Origin of the sequence: Sporofaciens musculi, assembly GCF_009830285.1 — a bacterium.
Classification (GTDB): domain Bacteria; phylum Bacillota; class Clostridia; order Lachnospirales; family Lachnospiraceae; genus Sporofaciens; species Sporofaciens musculi.
The window spans coordinates 4,789,091-4,805,434 of record NZ_WUQX01000001.1; the positions used below are offsets into that span (position 1 = coordinate 4,789,091).

Here is a 16,344-nt window from a genome sequence, read left to right on the forward strand (position 1 = left end):
GAGATGAAATATGGAGCCAGTGGGAAGGCATACCTGAGCGCCATTCTGGACTTGTCAGATAAAAGTATTGTTTCCTTTGTCATTGGACATTCCAATAATAATGCCCTTGTTTTTGAAACCTTTGACACTGCCCATGAAAACCATCCAGATGCAAGGCCTTTATTCCACAGTGACCGTGGATACCAATACACCTCAAAATACTTCCGTAAAAAGCTTAACAAAGCGGGAATGACACAAAGCATGTCAAGAGTATCCAGATGTATTGATAACGGACCAATGGAAGCGTTCTGGGGGATGCTGAAATCAGAAATGTATTACCTGAAGAAATTTCAAACATATGAGGAGCTAAAGGAGGCTGTATCAGATTACATAGATTATTATAATAATCATCGGTATCAGAAACGCTTAAACTGTATGACACCGATAGAATATAGAAACTATTTGAAAGATGCTGCATAAAAGCTCTGCCAGTCCTCTTTGCGACTGGCAGGTAAAAATTTTTATTTTTTTAACTGTCTACTTGACAGGGAGCGGTTCACTACTCACTTGTTCATCGGCTCTGCGTCTTAAGCGTCTGGCTCTTTGATGACTGTTATTTGTAAATTTTTGCTTCAATCAATGTTTCCTGCTTGCATTTCGGGCAATAGAGAGGATAGTTTTTAAAATCGTATCTTCTCTAATTTTGTCACGGGTCTTATTTCCGCAAACAGGGCAGCGTATCCAATCACTTTTAGTATTTGCCGTTTCCACTTAACCAAAATTCCTCCATAGCTGCATTAAATTTATTCGGCGTGTCCATATTCACACAGTGTCCAGCTCCCTCGAAAATAATCACACCACATTCTGGTTCATTTTTCTTCCACATTTCTACGGCGGATAGTTCCATTGGAATATCGTACTTTCCGCAGCCAATAAGCAAAGGGTATTTCCTCGGTTCTGTCTGCCGAACATTTATCATACTGCTTAAAGAAGATAAATACATAAATGACTTCTTAGAAAATTGAATATTCATCTCGTAAAAATCCTTTTGAGCCTGTAAAGTATAAGCAGATATTTTTTTATTCGACTTTGCAAACCATTTAATTGAAAATATAGCTTTAAGCATCATAAGTATCTGTGATGCGCTATTTTCCTTCTGCATTTTGACATCGAAATTGTTTATATCATAACCGCCGAAACAAGCAAGTGATTGTACGGCTTCTGGATACTGGTTTGCAAAGTCTTGCGCTAATACAGCCCCCAATGAAATCCCGACAATATGTATCTTTTCTATTTTTTCTGTTTTTAGAATTTTGTTTATCCACGATGACATTTTATCTATACTATCGCCTTTTTGTACTTTTGTTGATTTACCGTGACCGATAATATCAAGGGTAAGAATGTTATATTTATCTTGAAAATAGTCAATTTGTGCTTGAAACATATTGTGGTTTACAAAAGCAGCATGTATAAAGTATCCACTCAGCCCTTTCCTTTCTACTGATATAATAAACAATAGGCGATTCTTCTAAATGGTATTGTTTCATATTTCACCGTTCCTCATCTTTCTTAACAAGCTTTCAAACCAGTCGATATTAAATTTAATCAGTTCTTTTCCATAAAGAGCGGAAACAAACTGATAGTTAAGTATATCTTTATTTTCCTCTGAAATTTTGATATTTTCTGCTTCTTCACATATTGCCGATAATACATTATATTTTTCATTCAAAAATATTAAATGCTGTTGTATGCTTATTTCACGATTTTTTTATCCGAAAATCCCATAAAATAGACCTTTGCCAACTCTGGGCTTTTGGGACTTTGTTCTTCTATGGGTGCATTTATCCATTCAGAAAAAATGTTGCCGTCCACTTTCGGTTATGCAATAAACTTTCTTATACTTTCCATTATCAACTATTTCCTCATAGCTGATAAACCCACAATTCAGCAATTTTCTTATAGCTGCCTGTATGCTTCCCATACTACTGCTATACATCAAATTGATTCCTTTATCTATTCTTTCCCTTAGTTGATAGATTGTTCTATTGCACATAAGTAAAAGCCCAAGAATGATATTGTCCATCGTTAACCTCCATATATTCCTATTAGTAACATTACTATTATACGCATCTTGTGTTTAAAAGTCAAGTAGACAGATATTTTTTAACAAATGCACAGCGACAGAGCTTTTACCCTCTGCCGCCTGTCTGTTATGCGTAGATTATTTCCTCGTTTACAATCTCCATTGCACAAGCCCGTATGTTGTTCATCCTCCCGACCCATTCTAAGGCGTTTTCAGCCTTTAGCCGTTCCGTAATGCCCTGTGCCTGTTTCATGCCCTCTATGAGCCTTTCAAAGCGTTCCTGCGCCTGCCTGTCAATGTCGGCAAGGTAGGCGTTGAGCCTGCCGCTTGTGAGAAGATTGGTGTATGTAACCTTTCGATACTGCTTCAGATAGTCCAAGTGCCGCTGTCCCCATATGCCTATGGGCTGTTCTTCTTCGGCGGGTACGATTAAGCACGGTATTAAGTAATCTCCTTGCCGCTCATATTTGCCGCCCAGTTCCTCAAATAATGATTTAGCCATTGTCTGTTACCTCCACATTCTTTTTTATTTTGAATGTCCGCAAAATCCGTCCTACATCATATGGACAGTATGGGGGAACACTACGCTGATGGTAAGCACCGTTGCCATTTCCAGCAGCCGGATCCCTCCTGCCTTTTCCGGGTTTCGTATCGCACAGGTATCCGACCTTCATAATGCCAAATTTGGAAAGGATAACTCCACGCTGCTGCGGATGCTGTCCGAGAGCGGGCCGGACATTATTGTGATAACCGGGGACCTTGTAGATTCTGCACATACAGACATAGACACAGCCCTTTCCTTTGCAAAAGAGGCCGTCCAGATCGCACCTGTCTACTATGTGACAGGCAACCACGAAGCCCGCCTGACAGAGTATGGGCGGCTCAGAACCGGCCTTGAAACGGCTGGCGTGACTGTTCTTGAGGATAAAACAGTATGGCTGGAACGGGATGGTGGAAAGATTATGCTTATCGGGCTTTCCGATCCCGATTTTACAGTTAAGGGTGATATGTTCGGGGAAGTGCCTTCTATGGCCGGTACAAAATTAGAATCCCTGGCCGGCAGCGAAGGCGGCTACACAATCCTGCTCTCCCACCGCCCGGAGCTGTTTGAAACTTATGCAGACTGCGGTATTGGTTTAGTCTTAAGCGGCCATGCACATGGCGGCCAGTTCCGCCTGCCCCTCATCGGCGGTCTGGTTGCACCCAATCAGGGACTGTTCCCCAAATTTGATGCAGGGCTGTATACGGATGACAGCACGGACATGGTCGTCAGCCGCAGCATTGGCAACAGCATCATACCGTTCCGCTTCAATAACCGTCCGGAGATTGTATTGGTAGAGCTTTGCGCTGAATAAAAATGTTTTTAAGAAAAAACAGTTTTGCAAGATATTTTTATCATTTTTATGTGTACTATCACGGAAACTCTGTATACAATCACGGAAACCCTTATATTATCACGAAAACTCATAGGCAGTTTCCGTGTTCGTATAAGGGTTTTGCCTGCGAGTATCGACTTTTACGTGATAGTATGGAGTTTTGCCTGATAGTATCCGAGTTTCCGTGATAATAACCGACTTTTGCCTACGAGTATATACTATCAGGCAAAACAACCACAGAACAACCGTTCGCACCCTCGCCAATGTAAAAATGCCCCTAAAAGCACACGGAAATAATGTAACTTGGGAACCTATGTAGTGCCAAAAGTGGCGGATTTACGGGCTTTGTCGGCTTTCCGTGTCCGTATCTGCCGGAAACTAAGACACCTTATGGTGCCAAGGTTATCGCTCCCGGCACAAGGCTCTGCCCCTGCCCCTTTCAAACCTTTTAACGATTACTTGCTATCGTTAAAAGGAGGTGCAAATTTGGAGGGCAAAACAGCTTCCGAAACGGAAAAAAGGCCCAAAAAGCCAAAAAATAAAACCGCCGAATCCGTGGAAAGGCTTATTTCCACGCATTTCTGCGGTTTTCCATTGTATCAATTTCGTTGTTGCGATGTTTCCTTGTACCTGTGGACATTTTCCTGATAGAATTCTAAAATTTCTATCGTTAAAAATTGTACTAAAACGCCAGAAGTCTGACGCAATATATTGAATTTAGAGACAAATATCTTTAAACTGACTGCCCAATTTAGTAAGTTCTATCGTATCAACAAAAAAATCTATAACTGATTTATGCCTTGGGAATGTTGCCCCTGACAAACGCTTTTCAGATAAATATTTTGTAATCGTATCAAAAATATTTTCATACAAAGCATCAAAAGCAAAATCAATAATAGTTAAATTTTCAATAATACTTTTGTAAAGCCTAATGTCATTATTAATTATGTTCTTTTTCAAATCATTAGAACTGTTTCCATTTTTGCTTTTCGATACTATTAAACCAAGTTGCTCCAGTATTGCCAAAGAAAATGATATTCTTTCAATTGAAGCTCCAAATATTACGCATTCGTCATTATAATCTCCGTTTGCTATCGACTTAAAGAGCAACGCATCTGTAGATGATAATTTACCTATAATATCTGTAAAAATTGGATGCAATTTTACCGCTTTATCACTACTCATTGACGACGCAATCAAATTAACAAACATTTCCCTCAATTCTTCTTTTTCAACACAATACTTTGAAGCTTCCAAAGCTGGAGCAACAATCTGAATATCTGGTTCTACCCTTTTCTCATTTGGGATAGCTTCTATTTTTTCATGTAATTCCCGATTATAATTTTCTAATTCTACTGCATAGCGCAATTTGCGTTTCTCAGCCATATGACCAATACTACCAAAAACTAAAAACCAAATATCTGACACTGTACTACCAATGACCTTCGTTGGCTGTTCTGTTAAATTAGTTAAAGCCTTATCAACACATTCTGGCATCTCTGCATTGATTAAGCCAATATTATTCTTCGATTTATCCGACATATGTATTTCCTCCGTCTATCATATATATTTTTACTTTACTACTTAAAAAGTAGTTTTTACATATTCGGTTTTTCACTTCCTCATTCGTAGTAAAACCGTAGTACCCCACCGCCCCTATTGCCGCGATTTGCCCCGTTCTGCCCCACAAGTACCGCCAATTCCCGGCTACCCTTCGTGCTGCCGTGGCAGACGAAAAGTATCTTAATCATAATAAAAATTCCTCCTAAATTGCGTTGATTTGCCGTGTTTTGGCACGTTTTGCGAGGTTTATTTTTCCGAAGAAAATTGTTAAAAAAATCACAGAATGAGCAAAACGGGGCAAAATGTGGCAAGTTGAAGCCGTCAATCGTAGTAAAAACGTAGTAAGAATCGGAAGTTTTTACTACTGCATTTATTTGTCTTCTCATTTTTATAAATATGTATAGCCTATCCCCTTTGCATTCAGGTACGATTTCAATTCCTCTATCAATTTACTATTACATTTATCCCCAAAAATAATTTTTGAAATATTTAAGTCAAAATCTACATATGGCTTTGCGATTCCCTTATAGCCTAATCGTTCCTTAATATTCATTTCAATTGTGCCACCATTCACTTCCCCCAGGTCATATGGGCAATAAAGCATCCTTACTTCCTTCTCTTTTGTAGAATCAATATTCAAAGTTACATTATACGGATTTTTAATTACCCATGGAATAATGGCAAATGCAAAATCACCATTGTTAATCCCTGAAATTATCATTTTGTTAAAATCAATACTTTCTTTGTCCAAATACTCTACCGGATATAAATAATCATAATCCCCTACACTAAATTCAATGCAAATCCCATTTCCATTGGATGCATAATCTTTCCACATATAATCCTGACACTCATATGTGAGAGAATATACATCATACATTTGCGTAAAATAGTTAATCAGTAAATGCACATTACTGACACTTCGACCTGTTTCCATTGCAATCTTATTTACATCATAATTAATTTGAAATTCTGTTTCATCATTTAATGTTTTATAAAAAGAGAACCATATTTTTCCTTGTTTTAATGTATCAATCTTCGTCCTTACCAGACTTGGCTCCCCGTCAAATGAAATAAATTTATATACTTTCCCATCTTTGATTGTTTTTCTCAAATAATCTATTTTGTACGGTGTTGCTCTGTCCGGTTTATCTCTTAAATTGCCCATTAACGTGACATATTTCTCATAAAATCCAAATCCGTTCATGACATCTCCTTAATTTATGCTAATTTTCTAATTATCATTCTACCATAAAACTGCCCATATTTGGAGACAAAATTATAAAAAAAAACGCCCCGCCGAAGCAGAGCGCCTTGCCATCCCTTATTAAATTGCCCGGAACATTTTCTGCGACACAGGCTTTTCACCCTTCGCCTTTTCAAGTTCCTTCCTCGCTATCTCTAAATCCTCCATCCGTTTCAGTTCATCCGCGGCATCCTCCAGTCCGAGGTGCGTGTATGTATTCAGCGTCACCCCGATATCGCTGTGCCCCATCAAATATTGGAGCGTCTTTGGATTCATGCTTGATTTCGCCATATTGCTGCAGTAGGTATGACGGCAGACGTGGGGCGTGATATTCGGCATCTGCACCCGGTAAATCTCATTGTAGCGCTTTACCATATGGTTAAAACGGTGTTCCCAATGCATCGCCACCAGAGGGTTGGATCTATGTCAATACTTTAGACAAAAAAAGTTGAAAGATTATGCTGCTTTTTTGAGTTCCTCATCCTCCTTTTGCTGTGGTGTCAGATAACCGATAGAGCTATGGATCCGTTTACGGTTATACCAGCCCTCTATGTATTTAAAGATTGCTCTGCGAGCTTCCTTTAAATCCTGGTAAGTATGAAGATAGATTTCTTCCTTTTTCAGTACGGAATGGAAAGATTCCATACAGGCATTATCGTATGGATTTCCCTTACGACTAAATGAATGCAGGATTCCTTTACTGCCCAGGCAGTCTTCAAATGTCTGGCTCGTATGCTGACTTCCAAGATCACTATGAAGGATGATCCCCTCGGTATCCTGACATTCAGGCATGCGTTTTCTACCGCTTTAACCGCCAGTTCCGCCGTCATAGATGTGCCATAGGCATACCCTATAATCTTTCGGCTGCACAGATCCATGACAGAAGCCAGATAGGTCCATCCTTCTTTCTGTACATGGATGTAAGTGATATCCGTACACCATTTCTGGTTGATGGTCTCCGTCCCAAAATCACGCCTCAGGATATTTTTCTTATCCTCCGGGATGCTGCCATGGTTGGCATGATGATTGTACTTCTTTACTACGATAGAGCGCAGTCCCTGCTCTGCCATATGCCTCTGCACCCTCTTGACGCTGCAAGGTGTACCATTATCATTCAGCACACGGCATATTTTGACAGCCCCATACCTTTGTTTTGAGTCATCATATGCCTGTTTCACTTTCCTGCCGAATTCCGCATATGCCTTCTGCTTATTCGAGGGTACACAAACCAGAGCCTTGTAATAGGTACTCCTTGGGAATTTCAGAGCGCTGCAAAGCTGAGATACACAGTAGCGGGTTAAGTTGTTCTGGATAAAGGAAACAATCTCGGCTATAGTTCTTTCGCGAATAAGGCGGTCGCTTTTTTAATATTTCATTCTCAATCTTAAGGCGTTGGATTTCTTTCTGGAGAGCCTTATACTCCTTAAGGGTGACCGTCTCCTCCCCGGATACTTTGATGGGGGAGAGCTGTTTTACCCAGTTGCTGAGTGTGCTTCGATTTACGCCATATTCACGCTCCAGTTGCGGATACGAGGTTCCTCCGGCATTATACAGATCCACGATCTGCTGCTTGAATTCCGGAGTGTAAGATTTCTGGTTTTTCGCCATGTAAAACATCTCCTTTGCTTTTTCACTTGATAGTATAGGTTGTTCAACTTTTCCTGTCCACACTTATATACTAACACCAGGTTCTCCAGTTCCGTCAGTTCCTGCATGGCGGCTGACAGCTCCGATTTAGAACGTCCGTCCATTACAATCGCACTCCTGACCATCTCCATGTCCACGCCGATGCCCCGGTCGTTGATCTCCTGGTCCTGCCGGTACTCCTCCCACACAAACTCCGGCACAGGGAATTTGGCAAGCCTCTGCTGTATCTGCATCTCCGCCTCCACGTCACGGAGGTTATATGCTTTAAACCGCTCCCACTTCTCCCGGTCATGTTCAGGCAGGTTCCGCGTCCGGCCGCCATTCGCCTTGGTTGGCTTGCATGGGACGCAGAAATACCGGATCAGCTCTTTCCCTTCGGACAGCTTCTGCTTTTCCAGCCCAAGCACCGCGCCTACATCCTCCAGTGACCGCGGAAGGCCAAGGTAAGCCGCCCACACCATCGTGCAGCGCCAGCTCCCAGGCTCAAACCATGTGCCGAAATAATTTGACAGGCAGACACGCTCGAAATTGTTGTTATAGCTCCACTTGATGACGGAATCATCGGAAAGCGCCTCCACGATATCTGCAGGGATTTCCTCACCGCAGGCAAGGTCAACCACCTGCACATCCCCGCCGTCCACGCTGAACCCAAACAGCAAAATCTCAAAATCCGGGGAAGAAGCATACCGGTAAACGCCGCACTTGGACAGGTCCACGGACGAAAATGTTTCTAAATCCACTCCTATAGACTTCAATTCCATCAGCTCCTTTCACCGCCTTAAGGGCGGCAGGGAAAAGGCAGGTGCCCATTCCCCGCCACCCGGCGGCTGTGCTTTTCTCTATCTGGTTATGACAGGAAATCCTCCTCGTCCTCATCCGCAAAGTCATCCTCCGCACGGGACTTCCCGCCCAAAGGCTCCCCGTCACGGATTTTCTGTAAATTGTTCAGCCCGCAGGCGATACCCTTATTCCCGTTGGAATTGAATGCATAGAAATTGATGCTTGCCCTGCCGTACACACCGCTGTACACCTCGGACGTATCAATAATCGGCTGGCGGTCTGCATCCACGATGCCGGGAGCCGTGGTGCTGTTGGCATTGACGAAATAAGAATCCGCATAGGCTTCATCATCCGGGCGCTCCGTGTCCCCGTCACGCAGAGGTGTCTTTAAGACAGAAAGGGCAGGGACGCTCCTGCCGTTCCCCTTCAGCTTCGCCTCGCCCTCATGGTAGGCCGCTTCAATCGCAGCCTCGATTTTTGCAATGGTCTTTTTGTCAGATTTCGGGATGATGAGCGATACAGAGTATTTTGGCTCACCTCCGTTAATTGCCTTTGGGGTCCACACATTTGCATAGCTCCACCGGGTGTTCGGCCCTGTGATTACTTTTGTTGGATTATTGGCTGTGTTTGACATATGATTTTCCTCCTGACTAATCTTCCTTGAAATCTTCCTGCGCCGTGTCCATCTCCGGGCGCTTGTCGCTCTCTGGGACTAACGCGGGCTTGCCCTGCGGCTTCTCCACAAGGCCCTTTAAAATCTCTGCAAACTTCTTCTTGCCCAGCAGCTTCTCCATGGCCGTGATGCCTAAGAGCTTCGGCTCATACGGGTCGAAGCCGGCCTTCTTTACGGTATCCGCCACGGCATCCTCATCCGTGTACTTCCGGTTGGACCTCCCGGCCACAACCTTAAATCCGGCATACTTCACACCGCTTAACGCCTGCTGCAATGCGAACTCCTTCACGTCCGCCGCCCATGCCGCCAGCTCATCCGCTTTCACGAGGATTGCCGCGATCTCGTCATCCTCCAGCGTGGCGGGCATTTCAAAGTCATACTTTGCAAGCTCCAGGTTGTACTCCGCCCGTTTCCTGCAGACCGCCTTCGCCTTGCAGAACCGGCAGTGTTCCCCGGCGCAGAACTCGCCCTCCCCGGCATAGGCCAGCTTTGCCTTTTCGGTAAGCTCACCCTCCGCCCACTGGATTAAGTCCGCCTTCGCCATGGCATACACGCTGACATTCTCCCGGCGCGGCTGGTAGATCGCCATGCGGACGGCGTCAATGTCATAAATGCCGTCAAACAGCTCCAATGCGCCCAGGGCATACAGCATCATCTGCGGGTTCCCCTCAGCGGGAACCTCCACGCCCTTGCCATGCTTGTAATCAATGATATACAGCGTCCCGTCCGCAATAATAACGCAGTCGCCCGTGCCGAAGCCCTCCTCCACATACCGGGAGAAGTCCAGCCGCTGCTCGATCAGCACCACCGGGTCCTTGCAGGACTGCCTTGCCTCTTCCACCAGTGAAAGGACATACTCCGCATAGCTGCAGGCGCATTCCTCCATCTCCTCATCGTAGAAGGAAAGCCCCTCGGTTGGGTCTTCCGTCCCCATGCCCAGGGACAGCTTCAGCTTGTGTTCGCACAGGCTGTGGGCGTCGGTGCCCTGCTGCGCGTATTCGCTGCCCGTATCCTCATAGTTCTCGCAGAGCCTTGCAGACGGCGGGCAGGCAAGCCACCGGTGGCTGGAGGATGCGGACAGTAAAGCGTGTCTCCCCATCACAGCACCTCCGCTTCCGCAAGCAGCGCAGGGTATTCCGCGGGGTCGATCTCCGACAGCTTATCCGCGCCGTGCTTATTCAGCAGCTCCCTTACTTCCTCCGTGTGTCCGGATCGGGATTTCTCCGCCAGAACCGCGCGGACTTCCTCCAGCGTCAGCGGCTTCTCCTCCTGCTCCTGCTTTGCCGCCTTCGCATCCTTCTTCGCCGTGTTCTTTGCGGCCACCTTCCCGGTCTTGCCCGCCTTCTCCGGCTCCTTCGTGGTCGTCAGCTCTGCCTCCGCTGCGCCATTGTCTGCCACCGCATCCGCAACGGCCTGCAGGCTGTCGGCAAGGGAACGCAGATCCCCGATGACGTCAAGCAGTAACTTCACTTTTCCCATGTACGCTTCCTCCTTCCATGACTTCACTCACTGCCAGTTCCCGGACGGAACCGCCCGGAACGATGATGGTCAAGCTCCGCTTCTCCCCCAGGAGGAAGCGCACGAGGCGCTCCCTCACGGAGACATTGCGGCAGCTCACGACCCCGCCGGATGCCGGCTCCTTTGAAACACTGATCCTCAACGTGTGTTCCATGCCCATCTCCTCCATTTCCGAAGGGCGGCTGTTTTCATGCCCTTCACTATACGGAGATTTCAGGGCGGCTTCATACACCCCTGGACTCAAAAAATTTTTTCAGCTTTTCACGGACACCCTTCACGCTCTTCATGACGGCATTCGGGGCGACGCCTTCCCTCCTGGCAATCTCGTTGATGGAAAGCCCGTCAGCAAGGCGGCTCACACGCTCCTTCTGTATTTCCGTCAGTCCCTCAAGCGCCTCCTTCAGTTCCCCTCTGCGCTCATCCGATACGAGGAGGCTTTCCGGCGTTTCTTCCGTACCGTACTCTGCACCCTCAAACTGCGCCGCATCCAGCGAATAACAGTGGTACCGCTCCTTGCGGGAAAGGTTGTCCTCCAGCCGCCTGTCCTCAATGATGACGGCACCGATAGCTTCCTCCACCTCAACCTCTGATACAGTCCCATCCGCAAATTCATATTTAATTTTCATTCAGATTCCCTCCAGTTCTTGAAATTTGGTTAAACAATTTTCAAGACCAGAGGGGGCGCACGGCCCCTGAACGGTGGCTGATGCCTACAGCCGAAAGCGCAAAAAAAGCGCACCCGAAGAATCCCAGGTGCGCCTGTCATAAAAACATTGTATCCTTTTGTAATCTGTTGGGAAAAGAGATAGAAATGTGTCGAATAAAAAAATTCCACAGTCCCCCTTGAGGCTGCTGTATATACAGAAAAAATATGATATCCGGCCGTGGGTGCAGGGAGCCAGTTCCCTGCTCGTGCCATGCCCGCTTCCTCCGAGGCACTATTCTTCCACGCCTCATAGGACTCTTCTGTAACACTCATTGTGAATTCTTCGTTCCCTGACTTGATCCTGATGATTTTTTCAGACATAAAAGCGTTCCTTTCTTTACGCCTTCGTAAAGCCAGAAACGCTTCTATTTTTGATATGAAATTGATTTAAAATGGAAAAATGGCCGGAGTAAGCTAAGGCTCATTGTCTCTAGCTTCACTCCGGCCATTCGTGACTCGATGTCCCCTGGTCCCACTCGCTCGGTAGTAAGTCTTATTTAGCTGTCTCCGTGACCTGTAGTAGCCATTCCAATTTGACTATCCTCCCGCATTCAGGGCATTTGACCTTTAAGACTACGCGCCCTCCTGCGGTGGCAATTAAATCGCAGATCCGTCCTTTGCAAGCGGGACATTTGACCATACACATACCGTATACCTCCCACAGCCTGTTTTGGATGACAAAGCCATGTTATGCATCCTGCATAAAATGTCCCATCGGTGGAAATTTCCATAAATTTCCATTGCCTGTTACCAGTATGTCCCGGAAAGCGCTGCCTTAATCATTTATGCATAAAAAAACAGCAGAATCACCTCCGCCGTTTTTTCCTCCCATATATACCCGCTTCAATCCCGTCCGGCCCGCAATACAGCCTCACCAGTTTTCCGCAGTGCTGGCATTTGATCTCCAGGACAGTCCACTCCGTCTCCGTCCCCTCATCGTCCAAAATGCGCCGCCTGCATTTGGGGTTGGGGCATCTGATCACTTCCATCTGCCACCGCCTCCTTTACATTCAGGCCAATAGTCGGCCTTATTTTATAGCTTCCACCACCGCCTCCCCGCACTGATTATGTAACAAAGGGAACCAGACAAGCGTATGGTTCTACCTCTGCTTGGTTCCCTTTTATCATTTGTATATTATTGATTTTCTTCCCGCTCCCCGATTTCCCAATCTGCCGGAAAGCCGGGGATACTATTTCTCACTCGGATACAACTGCAGCATCTGTTCTTTCAAATTCTCTACCATCTGTAATGTCCCTTCTGATGCTACAAAAAATTCGTTGTCTGCTACATCCTTATAAGAAACATAAGTAGTGTCACCTGTTATTGGTATTGCCGCATTCTGGCATTTCTCATAGCAAAATACCGGTGCAATGTAGAAATCATCATACAGCTTGACTGATAGCATTTCTGTTTCCTCACTCTCAATCAATTTCTCAGCAAAAACCAGATATTCAGTGCCAGCTTTCATGATATTCACAAATCCTCTTTCAAGTGAATCCGGATTCCCGTCTAAGGACAACTGCCAATGTCCAGAAAAAATATATATTTCCTCCCCCTCTTCCAGTCCACTGCCTGCATATACTTTTTTGATAACTGCTTTCTGCCTATCTACCTGAAATAAATGCTCAATTTCCCCCATCACCTCTACCCTTAAAATAATGGCGGCACCCGGCAGACTTTGCTGCATGGCAGCACATTCCTTCCCCGCAATGTTTTCTGTCAGTTCGGCAACCTGTAACTGCTCCAGATAGTTTTCCTGTTCTGCCAAATCTGTATAGGTCTGCTTTTTCATAATACCAAATGCCATTACTGCCAAAAATACGCATACAGTGAGGAATGCCGGAAAATACTTTCTCATAATGTTTCCTCCATCCTTACCACATGACCTTTTTCCACCCTATACAGTTCATCTGCCAAAAGGTGTATATCCTCTTTATTATGGCTTGCCAACAGGATTAACGCCCCTCTCTCCTTCTCTTCCAAAATAATCTGCCGGATTTCCTCCACCCCTGTTTCGTCAAGGGCATTTGTAGGTTCATCCAACATAATCACATTCGGGCTTTCCATAATTGCCTGTGCAACTGCAAGGCGCCGCTTCATTCCCAGCGAATATTTTCCATACAGCCTTTTATCATATGGGTCTAATCCCACACGGGAGAGCGCATCAATAATTTTCTCCTTCCCGATTCTTTTTGTCAGACCTGCAAGATATGTAAGGTTCTGCGCACCTGTGAAGTTGGGATACAGTCCCGCATTTTCTATAATAATGCCCAGACTTGGCAATACCGAAAAATCTTTATGAAGGGTTTTCCCCTCCCAGACAACACTGCCCGAATCTATTCTCATCAGCCCCGATAATGCCCGGAACAGCATCGTTTTCCCCGAACCATTTTTACCAACAAAGCCATATATATTTCCGCTTTTTAAGCAAAGGCTGACATCAGAAAGTATGGCCCTGCCCCGTATTGATTTACTTATGCTGTTTGCAGCCAGTTCCATTTTACGCTACCCCCGTTTCCAAATCTGAAACCAATAAATCATGCTTTTTTATGATAAACGCCCCGGCAAGAGTAACAATCATTCCAAGCAAAAAGAAAATCATCAGGGAATGATCCAAGCCTATCTGCATATAAGATGATGTAAGAACCTGATCTGTAATTTCCGCATTGCTGCCATGCCAGCCCAATACAAGATGGGCAATGGGATTCCATATTAAAAAAATTTCATAGGATAGCCTGCCATCAAAATACCGTACAATCATATCCATAAGGTTTAACAGCACAATGCAGACCAACTGCCCGGAAATCACTGCCGCATATGCGGTACTGCTCCCGAAATATGTAGCAAGCAAATTGACTGACAATGCCATTATATATACCCACAACGAATGGATAAAAAAGTGATATGCCGTCAATACGATTCCCGCATGGTCTATCTGTAATTCATAGCGTCCCACAGCAATAAGGATTGCTATAGCAAGTAAGAGTATCTGGAAAATACATACTGTGCCGCCCAAATGACAGGCTTCCCCGATATACCATTTCACGCGGTGCGGATAACGTGAGAAAACATAAATGCTTGCAGTACAAAAATGCCGATATAACATGATTCCTGCATATAGTTCAAAAATAAATGCCGGGAACAGGCGCATTACAAAAGATACCAGTTCCGAATAGGAAAATCCCAGCTCAAAACTTCCCCGTGAACCACTGAGCTGCAGGATCAATTCCGAAAGCGTTATTGCCCCACTATGCGGATTTATATACATCACGGAAAGGTATACGCCGCTTATTGCCGCTATCAAAAGCTGCATCTGAAACCTGTTCTTCATTAAAGACAATCCTTTCTTCCGCTGATATTGGCAGCGATTATGGAAAACAAAGTGATCACGAGTATTCCTGCTATTAAGAATCCTGCCTTTTTTCCCTCATCATCAAAAAGCAGGATGTAATCATACCATTTGATACTGGGGGCTTCCTTTGGAAATCTGCCTGCAAAAATCGTTGTTAAATTCAAAAGAATAAAAACAGGCAAAAAAAAGAAAACATTATATTTCACTCTTATGAGCGATGATACTGCCGCAGTAAATACCCCGAACAGTCCTGATACAGCTCCGAAAAAGAGCGTTCCTATTACTGCATAGAGATATGGCGAGTATAAGTAAATATCTTTCATCAAATACTCATCAACCGCATTTCTATAAGCTCCATCATACATTGACAGATTTGACAGATTGCCAGCGGCAGACATTGGAAACGATATACAGTTCAGAATTATCTCCAATAGGAATGGCACTGTAAAAATAATCATTGTAGCCAGAAACACGGACAAATATTTACTTATCTGATATGTAGCATTTCCTAATCTGGAAACCAAAAATACACGTGTGCCAAGCTGGTAGTCCCTTGCCAGTGAAAAGCCCGCCGGAAACACCACTAAAAGCGGATATAACTGAATTAGCAACAGTGTATTTGTCGCATTCAGATTCGTCCGGTCATAACTTAGCAGGAGCAGTTTCATTGGCTGAATCATTTCTACAATATCCATACCTTGAAAGTACAGAACATTACCGACAAAATTGATAAACACCATAATAAGCAGAATGTAAAATACACAAATAGCTTCTCTTTTTTTCAAAAGAAAATTTGTTTGTGATATTGTAGCTTTGAATATCATACAAAAATCTCCTATATTGTTCCCTTTTTTACTCTCCCACCATTCATGAAACTCTCCCTGCTCCCCTATTCCCCGATCTGCTGTAACGCTGGGGATGCCTAGCTTGCCTTGTCAGATTACTTCTGCGTTTTCTTTCTGATAAACATGGCCGCTATCCCCAAGGCAAGATAAACTGCCGCATACAGGATAAATGCTGTTTCCTCCATGTCAAAGAATATCCATGTACCTATGAGGAACAGCACAGCCGAATCAAATACCCCGCTGCTCTGCGGCGCTGCAAGCAACGGGATATCAAACTTGCAGCGCCGCAGAGCAGCGGGGTATTTGACCCTCGCGGCAGTCACCAAATGTCTGCAAGCAGCCACTTGGCTCGTTGCTCGCGGGAATAACCGGAAGGCTCCATAAGCGCCAGATATCCTTTCCCGCAAATGCTCCGGTTAGCACGGAATAGAATGGATTGACTGCAAAAAACAGAAGAAAACATACCGTCATTCCTGCATCGCCTTTTACGAAACTAACCGCAAACCACGGAAACGCCAGCATAACAACCACTGAAACTGCAACGCATAAAATAATGTTCTTTTTCATAATGCAAC

Annotated in this window: 23 protein-coding genes and 3 pseudogenes; 2 read left to right on the top strand and 24 right to left on the bottom strand. The window is 44.7% G+C overall.

Annotation, left to right across the window (positions count from 1 at the left end):
* The first annotated feature begins 3 nt into the window (after positions 1-3).
* The gene (locus GN277_RS24250; protein WP_159749277.1) at positions 4-459 is read left to right on the top strand and encodes an IS3 family transposase; all 456 of its coding nucleotides are present in this window, start codon (positions 4-6) and stop codon (positions 457-459) included.
* 91 nt (positions 460-550) lie between these two features.
* On the opposite strand, the pseudogene GN277_RS24255 reads toward GN277_RS24250, so the two are convergent.
* From GN277_RS24255 to GN277_RS24270, 5 genes and pseudogenes are all read right to left on the bottom strand, one after another.
* Positions 551-750, bottom strand: a pseudogene (locus GN277_RS24255) (cysteine-rich KTR domain-containing protein).
* On the bottom strand, positions 731-1,423 hold the full coding sequence (locus GN277_RS24260; protein WP_244324894.1) for an alpha/beta fold hydrolase: 693 nt from the start codon (positions 1,421-1,423) through the stop codon (positions 731-733). The pseudogene GN277_RS24255 and the gene GN277_RS24260 overlap by 20 nt, the downstream one beginning before the upstream one ends.
* A 99-nt stretch (positions 1,424-1,522) precedes the next feature.
* Complete coding sequence (locus GN277_RS29585) at positions 1,523-1,708, bottom strand: hypothetical protein (RefSeq protein WP_204162789.1); 186 nt, start codon at positions 1,706-1,708, stop codon at positions 1,523-1,525.
* Between the two features lie 120 nt (positions 1,709-1,828).
* On the bottom strand, positions 1,829-2,062 hold the full coding sequence (locus GN277_RS29590; RefSeq protein WP_204162790.1) for a PadR family transcriptional regulator: 234 nt from the start codon (positions 2,060-2,062) through the stop codon (positions 1,829-1,831).
* 127 nt (positions 2,063-2,189) lie between these two features.
* Positions 2,190-2,564 (bottom strand): TnpV protein, encoded by a 375-nt coding sequence (locus tag GN277_RS24270; RefSeq protein ID WP_016288753.1) that lies wholly within the window; start codon positions 2,562-2,564, stop codon positions 2,190-2,192.
* Positions 2,565-2,652: 88 nt separating this feature from the next.
* Between GN277_RS24270 and GN277_RS24275 the strand changes: the two genes are divergently transcribed.
* On the top strand, positions 2,653-3,417 hold the full coding sequence (locus GN277_RS24275) for a metallophosphoesterase (protein ID WP_159754841.1): 765 nt from the start codon (positions 2,653-2,655) through the stop codon (positions 3,415-3,417).
* Positions 3,418-4,155: 738 nt separating this feature from the next.
* On the opposite strand, the gene GN277_RS24280 is transcribed toward GN277_RS24275, so the two are convergent.
* The 19 genes and pseudogenes from GN277_RS24280 to GN277_RS24360 all read right to left on the bottom strand — a co-directional run bounded on the left by GN277_RS24280 (position 4,156) and on the right by GN277_RS24360 (position 16,336).
* The gene (locus GN277_RS24280; RefSeq protein WP_159754844.1) at positions 4,156-4,980 is read right to left on the bottom strand and encodes a DUF4393 domain-containing protein; all 825 of its coding nucleotides are present in this window, start codon (positions 4,978-4,980) and stop codon (positions 4,156-4,158) included.
* Positions 4,981-5,389: 409 nt separating this feature from the next.
* Entirely contained in the window at positions 5,390-6,208 is an 819-nt protein-coding gene (locus tag GN277_RS24285; RefSeq protein WP_159754847.1) for a hypothetical protein, read from the bottom strand.
* Between the two features lie 120 nt (positions 6,209-6,328).
* A pseudogene (locus GN277_RS24290) lies at positions 6,329-6,661 on the bottom strand (tyrosine-type recombinase/integrase); the annotation flags it as partial.
* Between the two features lie 42 nt (positions 6,662-6,703).
* Positions 6,704-6,892 (bottom strand): IS3 family transposase, encoded by a 189-nt coding sequence (locus tag GN277_RS30585; RefSeq protein WP_244324761.1) that lies wholly within the window; start codon positions 6,890-6,892, stop codon positions 6,704-6,706.
* Positions 6,868-7,572 carry an IS3 family transposase gene (locus GN277_RS30590; protein WP_322101300.1) on the bottom strand — a complete coding sequence of 235 codons (705 nt, stop codon included), beginning with the start codon at positions 7,570-7,572 and terminating at the stop codon, positions 6,868-6,870. Before GN277_RS30590 ends, GN277_RS30585 begins: the two co-directional genes overlap by 25 nt.
* Positions 7,457-7,855, bottom strand: coding sequence for a transposase (locus tag GN277_RS30595; protein ID WP_244324874.1), 399 nt, complete (start codon positions 7,853-7,855; stop codon positions 7,457-7,459). Before GN277_RS30595 ends, GN277_RS30590 begins: the two co-directional genes overlap by 116 nt.
* 80 nt (positions 7,856-7,935) lie before the next feature.
* Positions 7,936-8,655, bottom strand: a pseudogene (locus GN277_RS24300) (hypothetical protein); the annotation flags it as partial.
* Between the two features lie 86 nt (positions 8,656-8,741).
* A complete protein-coding gene (locus GN277_RS24305) occupies positions 8,742-9,308 on the bottom strand; it encodes a DUF2815 family protein (protein WP_159754850.1) in 567 nt (188 codons plus the stop codon).
* A gap of 16 nt (positions 9,309-9,324) precedes the next feature.
* Positions 9,325-10,446, bottom strand: a complete 1,122-nt coding sequence (locus tag GN277_RS24310) for a DUF2800 domain-containing protein (RefSeq protein WP_159754853.1) — start codon at positions 10,444-10,446, stop codon at positions 9,325-9,327.
* Complete coding sequence (locus tag GN277_RS24315) at positions 10,446-10,826, bottom strand: rRNA biogenesis protein rrp5 (RefSeq protein ID WP_159754856.1); 381 nt, start codon at positions 10,824-10,826, stop codon at positions 10,446-10,448. Before GN277_RS24315 ends, GN277_RS24310 begins: the two co-directional genes overlap by 1 nt.
* Complete coding sequence (locus tag GN277_RS24320) at positions 10,801-11,109, bottom strand: hypothetical protein (protein WP_330587435.1); 309 nt, start codon at positions 11,107-11,109, stop codon at positions 10,801-10,803. Before GN277_RS24320 ends, GN277_RS24315 begins: the two co-directional genes overlap by 26 nt.
* The gene (locus GN277_RS24325; RefSeq protein WP_159754859.1) at positions 11,090-11,491 is read right to left on the bottom strand and encodes an RNA polymerase sigma factor; all 402 of its coding nucleotides are present in this window, start codon (positions 11,489-11,491) and stop codon (positions 11,090-11,092) included. Before GN277_RS24325 ends, GN277_RS24320 begins: the two co-directional genes overlap by 20 nt.
* A gap of 886 nt (positions 11,492-12,377) precedes the next feature.
* Positions 12,378-12,560 carry a hypothetical protein gene (locus tag GN277_RS24330; RefSeq protein WP_120399793.1) on the bottom strand — a complete coding sequence of 61 codons (183 nt, stop codon included), beginning with the start codon at positions 12,558-12,560 and terminating at the stop codon, positions 12,378-12,380.
* A gap of 201 nt (positions 12,561-12,761) precedes the next feature.
* Positions 12,762-13,430 (bottom strand): hypothetical protein, encoded by a 669-nt coding sequence (locus tag GN277_RS24335; protein ID WP_159754862.1) that lies wholly within the window; start codon positions 13,428-13,430, stop codon positions 12,762-12,764.
* Positions 13,427-14,071: an ABC transporter ATP-binding protein gene (locus GN277_RS24340; protein ID WP_159754865.1), complete on the bottom strand. Its 645-nt coding sequence runs from the start codon at positions 14,069-14,071 to the stop codon at positions 13,427-13,429. Before GN277_RS24340 ends, GN277_RS24335 begins: the two co-directional genes overlap by 4 nt.
* 1 nt (position 14,072) lies before the next feature.
* Positions 14,073-14,903 carry a hypothetical protein gene (locus tag GN277_RS24345; RefSeq protein WP_159754868.1) on the bottom strand — a complete coding sequence of 277 codons (831 nt, stop codon included), beginning with the start codon at positions 14,901-14,903 and terminating at the stop codon, positions 14,073-14,075.
* A complete protein-coding gene (locus GN277_RS24350) occupies positions 14,903-15,664 on the bottom strand; it encodes a hypothetical protein (RefSeq protein WP_159754871.1) in 762 nt (253 codons plus the stop codon). Before GN277_RS24350 ends, GN277_RS24345 begins: the two co-directional genes overlap by 1 nt.
* Before the next feature lie 200 nt (positions 15,665-15,864).
* The gene (locus GN277_RS24355; protein ID WP_159754874.1) at positions 15,865-16,032 is read right to left on the bottom strand and encodes a hypothetical protein; all 168 of its coding nucleotides are present in this window, start codon (positions 16,030-16,032) and stop codon (positions 15,865-15,867) included.
* 7 nt (positions 16,033-16,039) lie between these two features.
* Entirely contained in the window at positions 16,040-16,336 is a 297-nt protein-coding gene (locus GN277_RS24360; protein ID WP_244324895.1) for a hypothetical protein, read from the bottom strand.
* Positions 16,337-16,344: the final 8 nt, after the last annotated feature.

Coding starts and splice junctions, on each gene's coding strand:
- GN277_RS24360 (WP_244324895.1), bottom strand. CDS start 16,336: ATGAAAAAGAACATTATTTTATGCGTTGCAGTTTCAGTGGTTGTTATG.
- GN277_RS24305 (WP_159754850.1), bottom strand. CDS start 9,308: ATGTCAAACACAGCCAATAATCCAACAAAAGTAATCACAGGGCCGAAC.
- GN277_RS24280 (WP_159754844.1), bottom strand. CDS start 4,980: ATGTCGGATAAATCGAAGAATAATATTGGCTTAATCAATGCAGAGATG.
- GN277_RS24340 (WP_159754865.1), bottom strand. CDS start 14,071: ATGGAACTGGCTGCAAACAGCATAAGTAAATCAATACGGGGCAGGGCC.
- GN277_RS24325 (WP_159754859.1), bottom strand. CDS start 11,491: ATGAAAATTAAATATGAATTTGCGGATGGGACTGTATCAGAGGTTGAG.
- GN277_RS24350 (WP_159754871.1), bottom strand. CDS start 15,664: ATGGTGTTTATCAATTTTGTCGGTAATGTTCTGTACTTTCAAGGTATG.
- GN277_RS24315 (WP_159754856.1), bottom strand. CDS start 10,826: ATGGGAAAAGTGAAGTTACTGCTTGACGTCATCGGGGATCTGCGTTCC.
- GN277_RS24285 (WP_159754847.1), bottom strand. CDS start 6,208: ATGAACGGATTTGGATTTTATGAGAAATATGTCACGTTAATGGGCAAT.
- GN277_RS24250 (WP_159749277.1), top strand. CDS start 4: ATGAAATATGGAGCCAGTGGGAAGGCATACCTGAGCGCCATTCTGGAC.
- GN277_RS24330 (WP_120399793.1), bottom strand. CDS start 12,560: ATGGAAGTGATCAGATGCCCCAACCCCAAATGCAGGCGGCGCATTTTG.
- GN277_RS30585 (WP_244324761.1), bottom strand. CDS start 6,892: ATGGAATCTTTCCATTCCGTACTGAAAAAGGAAGAAATCTATCTTCAT.
- GN277_RS30595 (WP_244324874.1), bottom strand. CDS start 7,855: ATGGCGAAAAACCAGAAATCTTACACTCCGGAATTCAAGCAGCAGATC.
- GN277_RS24270 (WP_016288753.1), bottom strand. CDS start 2,564: ATGGCTAAATCATTATTTGAGGAACTGGGCGGCAAATATGAGCGGCAA.
- GN277_RS29590 (WP_204162790.1), bottom strand. CDS start 2,062: ATGGACAATATCATTCTTGGGCTTTTACTTATGTGCAATAGAACAATC.
- GN277_RS24260 (WP_244324894.1), bottom strand. CDS start 1,423: ATGTTTCAAGCACAAATTGACTATTTTCAAGATAAATATAACATTCTT.
- GN277_RS24335 (WP_159754862.1), bottom strand. CDS start 13,430: ATGAGAAAGTATTTTCCGGCATTCCTCACTGTATGCGTATTTTTGGCA.
- GN277_RS24310 (WP_159754853.1), bottom strand. CDS start 10,446: ATGGGGAGACACGCTTTACTGTCCGCATCCTCCAGCCACCGGTGGCTT.
- GN277_RS24345 (WP_159754868.1), bottom strand. CDS start 14,903: ATGAAGAACAGGTTTCAGATGCAGCTTTTGATAGCGGCAATAAGCGGC.
- GN277_RS24275 (WP_159754841.1), top strand. CDS start 2,653: ATGGTAAGCACCGTTGCCATTTCCAGCAGCCGGATCCCTCCTGCCTTT.